Origin of the sequence: Halomonas sp. 3F2F, assembly GCF_014897805.1 — a bacterium.
Taxonomy (GTDB): domain Bacteria; phylum Pseudomonadota; class Gammaproteobacteria; order Pseudomonadales; family Halomonadaceae; genus Vreelandella.
Map to the genome: position 1 here is coordinate 1 of NZ_JABUZE010000027.1, position 4,090 is coordinate 4,090.

Annotated in this window: 4 protein-coding genes and 1 pseudogene; 1 reads left to right on the plus strand and 4 read right to left on the minus strand. The window is 47.4% G+C overall.

The features are described from left to right. Nucleotides 1–156: 156 nt before the first annotated feature. The 3 genes from INT21_RS02490 to INT21_RS02500 form a co-directional block, all read right to left on the minus strand. Complete coding sequence (locus INT21_RS02490; RefSeq protein WP_193068196.1) at nt 157–588, minus strand: GNAT family N-acetyltransferase; 432 nt, start codon at nt 586–588, stop codon at nt 157–159. Nucleotides 589–673: 85 nt separating this feature from the next. Further along, nucleotides 674–1,168 carry a hypothetical protein gene (locus INT21_RS02495; RefSeq protein WP_193068195.1) on the minus strand — a complete coding sequence of 165 codons (495 nt, stop codon included), beginning with the start codon at nt 1,166–1,168 and terminating at the stop codon, nt 674–676. 50 nt (nt 1,169–1,218) lie between these two features. Beyond that, a complete protein-coding gene (locus INT21_RS02500) occupies nt 1,219–1,710 on the minus strand; it encodes a DUF1993 family protein (protein WP_193068194.1) in 492 nt (163 codons plus the stop codon). A 496-nt stretch (nt 1,711–2,206) separates the two neighbouring features. Between INT21_RS02500 and INT21_RS02505 the strand changes: the two genes are divergently transcribed. Next, a complete protein-coding gene (locus INT21_RS02505; protein WP_193084821.1) occupies nt 2,207–3,403 on the plus strand; it encodes a DEAD/DEAH box helicase in 1,197 nt (398 codons plus the stop codon). Nucleotides 3,404–3,457: 54 nt separating this feature from the next. On the opposite strand, the pseudogene INT21_RS02510 reads toward INT21_RS02505, so the two are convergent. After that, nucleotides 3,458–4,090, minus strand: a pseudogene (locus INT21_RS02510) (transcription termination factor Rho); the annotation flags it as partial.

Consider the following 4,090-nt stretch of genomic DNA (forward strand, 5'->3'; position numbering starts at 1 on the left):
TTTTAGCGGGGTGGCAGAACGTCGCGGAATGGACGCTTACGTTGCGAATCTGCCCTGAGCACGTTGTTATACGATTTTCCCACCACATACGGAAACGCCCAAGGTTATTAGCCTCGGGCGTTTCTTCTAGCAAGCCTGGTTACCACAAATCTAGCCTTAAAGTGTCATATGCAGAATTGGAAAGGGTTTTCCCATATCATCAAAGGGTGAACGTGAAACTACTTTAAAACCCATATGCTCGTAAAAACCAACAGCCTGTGGATTTTGTTCATTGACGTCCACTTTGGTTGCACCTAACTGCTCAATTGCGTATTTCAGTAGTGCCTTACCAATGCCTTTCCCTCGCGCTTCATTCAAGATGAATAGCATTTCAATCTTTGAATTTTGGGCACCCAAAAAACCTAGGATTGAACCACGTTCATCTTTAACGCACCTCAATGTAACAGCGGGAAATGCCTGCTCAATGATAATTGGTTTAAAAAACTCAATATCTTCTTCCGTTATAAATTCATGAGTTGCTCGGACTGACTCTTCCCAAACATTAAGCATCTCTGCATAATTTTCAGGAAGCACATTTTCTACGATCATCGTGCTTCTCTACAGTTGACTGAAATTCATGCGCAGACGCACTTCTCTAGTGACTGTTTTCATCACTCTTTCTCCTCGAACCTCCTCACCTGTCACTGGGTGAATTACCTGGCTCCTCGTTCTCACGGATAGCGCAGACATCTTCGATATCCACCGGCCGTGCGAGTATAGATTTATACCGCACCAGATCGTCCTTCAGCATAAGAGGAAGTTCAAGACCCAATAAATGCACGGTTACATAGCGAGAAAAATCTATGTTGAGCGGTACCCAGGTTTCGTTACTTGCATCGAAAATTTGCGAGCCGTCAGAGTTACCTACCTCCACTTTAATACCTTCATATTTGAACTGGACGTAGGTTAGATCCCAGCCTTCCTCCTGGCGGTGAGCGGCAGCTTTGGATACAAACTGCTGACCGGCCTGAACCACTGACGCAAAGTGCTCGCCGGGGACAAACAGGTCGATGTCATTAAGCTCACGCTCTGAACCATACCCCTTTGCTGCGAGCCCACCGCAGATCAAAAAAGGAATACTCCTTTCTCTCAGTAACCCCACAATCCATTGAGCTGCTAAATGATGCACGCTTCCTCCTTTTGCTCACTCCCCCTCTGAAACGCTTTGTTAGGGAGATGCTAATCAATAAAACTGAAACCAACAGGATAAGAGTGTAAACCGTCGAAATCCCCTTTACTAAGAGGTACACCGGCTTTTCTCGCTATCGCATATACCATGCTCATATGAAACATGTAGTTAGGGACTATATACCTAAACACGTAACTGCTTTGCGGAAGGCTAATCTCTGTAAAACCTGCTGTATCTGATATCAACTTACTATCGTCTAACCCTTCAATATCAGGAAGTGTCTCAAGCTGAATTTGCACCTCGTGTATCAACCTAAGGGACGCATTTTTACCTGACGCTGAAAGCTCATACGAAACAACTTCACCACCAACTAACGGACAGTACCCCCTTAAAAGAAAGTTGGCAGCTATTTGTGCATTCATTTCCAGAGAAAACATCCCTTCGTGTAGGGTGTCTGAAAACAGCTCTTCCGGCACTTTCTCAATAATGGCCGTCAATTGGGACAGGTAATTGAGGAAAAGTTTTCTAATCGAAGTCGTCATTATTAATCCCTAAAATCTTAACAGTGGATAGACTGCACGATCTGATATTAAATGAACGCGCCGGGCTGCGCTGCCATCGCGGGTGCCTTATGGCTCGTTCCTCGCCAAGCCTTACGCCGCGCCACAAACGTGCCATCGTTTGATTTTGTAGTGCGTGGTAAGCGCAGCGCACCCGCAATTGTGGCTCAAAAATATGTGAGGCCTAAAGCGCCTCCGCTGCAGCGGCCAGCTATTTAGTAAAAGCTAATCTACTTAGTTAAAGCTAATCATAATTCAAACACACAGCGTTCGAAATTAAAAAAATCATAAAAAACAAAACGTACTACAAAATATCACTTACCATTCATTTAATTAATGTCTGTCATTTCATCATAAAAGTCGCCATTCGGCACTATGAAGCTAATTGCTCTATTCGAGCAATGAACGGCTGCTTTTACGCTATACTGCGTCATCTTTTATTTTCGACACACCTTACGACCATCTGTCTGAGCACCTCATGCCATTTTCAAAACTAGGCTTATCCCGTCCTCTTGTTCAAGCGATTACCGAACTAGGTTACAAAACACCAACGCCCATCCAGGAACAAGCGATTCCTGCCATTCTTTCGGGCAAAGACTTAATCGCCACCGCACAAACAGGAACAGGCAAAACTGCTGCCTTTGTTCTGCCTCTGTTAGAGCGATTCAGCAAAGCGGAAGCGTTACGCGGCAAGCGCATACGCGCGCTGATTCTGGTGCCGACCCGCGAGTTAGCGGTTCAGGTCGAAGCCAATGTGGCTCAATGCGCTAAGCACACGCAGTTAACCTCTATGGCGGTGTATGGCGGTGTGGATACCGCGCCTCAAAAAGAGCGGCTAATCGAAGGAGTGGATATTTTGGTCGCCACGCCGGGTAGATTGCTGGATTTGGCACATCAGCGTGCGCTGCACTTTGATGAACTTCAAGTTATGGTGTTGGACGAAGCGGACAGAATGGTCGACATGGGTTTTGTCGATGATATCCACAAAATCTTAGTACGCCTGCCTGAAAACCGTCAGAACCTACTGTTTTCAGCCACCATGACCGGCGACGTTCGCGCCCTCGCCTACGGTTTTTCAGATAGTAAGATGACCGACCTGGCGGCTGACATCTCCATCTCTCCCAACATCCGCGCCGCCGCCAATATCAAACAGTGGCTAATCACGGTAGACAAAGACACCAAGTCCGCCCTATTGAGCCACTTGATCAACGAGCAAGCGTGGGATCAGGCGCTTATTTTTGTCGAGAAAAAACACAGTGCAGCCAAGCTAGTTGCTCAACTGGAAAAACGCGGCATCGCAGCCGATTCCATTCATGGCGGCAGAAGCCAGGCCATGCGCGAAAAGATTTTGGCGCAGTTCAAAACTGGCGAACTGAAATACCTAGTGGCTACGGGCGTAGCCGCTCGGGGGTTGGATATTGGTGAGCTGAGCCGAGTGGTGAATTACGATTTACCTTTCCAGCCAGAAGAGTACATCCACCGCATTGGCCGCACCGGCCGCGCGGGTGCCTCAGGTGAAGCCATCTCTCTTGTCGACATCAGTGACTTTAAAAATCTTTGTGCGATTGAAAAGCGATTAAAAAACATTATTGAGCGCAAAGAAGTTGAGGGCTTCCCGGTTAAAAAAGCCGTCCCCGCTTCCAACTTGAACCATGTTAAAAAAAGCAGTCGTTAAGCTTTAACAAAGAAGCTCATCTCTTACAAAAGTGAGCTTCTTGATCGCATACATTTACGATGCGGGTAAAAACGCATCTAACAGCTCGGCATTGGTTGGATATTTATCCAATAACTCAAGCAACTTCTGCGCGCCTTCTACTGGCTTAAGATGTGTCAACGCTCGACGCAATGCGCGTACTTTTTCAATATCTTTCGCATCAATCAACAGCTCTTCTCGACGGGTACTGCTTTTGGCAATATCTATCGCCGGGAAAATCCGTTGATTCGCCACTTCCCGTGATAGCACGATTTCCATATTGCCCGTGCCCTTAAACTCCTCGAAAATCACCTGATCCATACGGCTTCCCGTATCCACCAGCACGGTAGCCAGAATGGTGAGCGATCCTCCGTTTTCGATCTTTCTCGCGGCACCAAACAGTTTTCGCGGTATTTCCATCGCACGGCTATCCAGCCCACCCGACATCGTACGACCATTGCCGCGCTGCTCGGCATTATGAACGCGCGAGAGCCTAGTAAGAGAATCGATCACAATCATCACATCATGTCCCTCGCCCGCCTGCTTACGCGCCGTCTCAAGAAGCTTATCGGCCATATGCACATGGTGTGCGTAGCTTTCGTCTGAAGACGATGCATGTACGTCTCGGTGATTTTCAACCCAGTTGTCCAAATGGCTGCGCTTAAGCAG

What these genes read in the sequence shown, in the direction of transcription:
- INT21_RS02490 (WP_193068196.1), bottom strand. Translation starts at nt 588, where the DNA reads ATGATCGTAGAAAATGTGCTTCCTGAAAATTATGCAGAGATGCTTAAT.
- INT21_RS02500 (WP_193068194.1), bottom strand. Translation starts at nt 1,710, where the DNA reads ATGACGACTTCGATTAGAAAACTTTTCCTCAATTACCTGTCCCAATTG.
- INT21_RS02505 (WP_193084821.1), top strand. Translation starts at nt 2,207, where the DNA reads ATGCCATTTTCAAAACTAGGCTTATCCCGTCCTCTTGTTCAAGCGATT.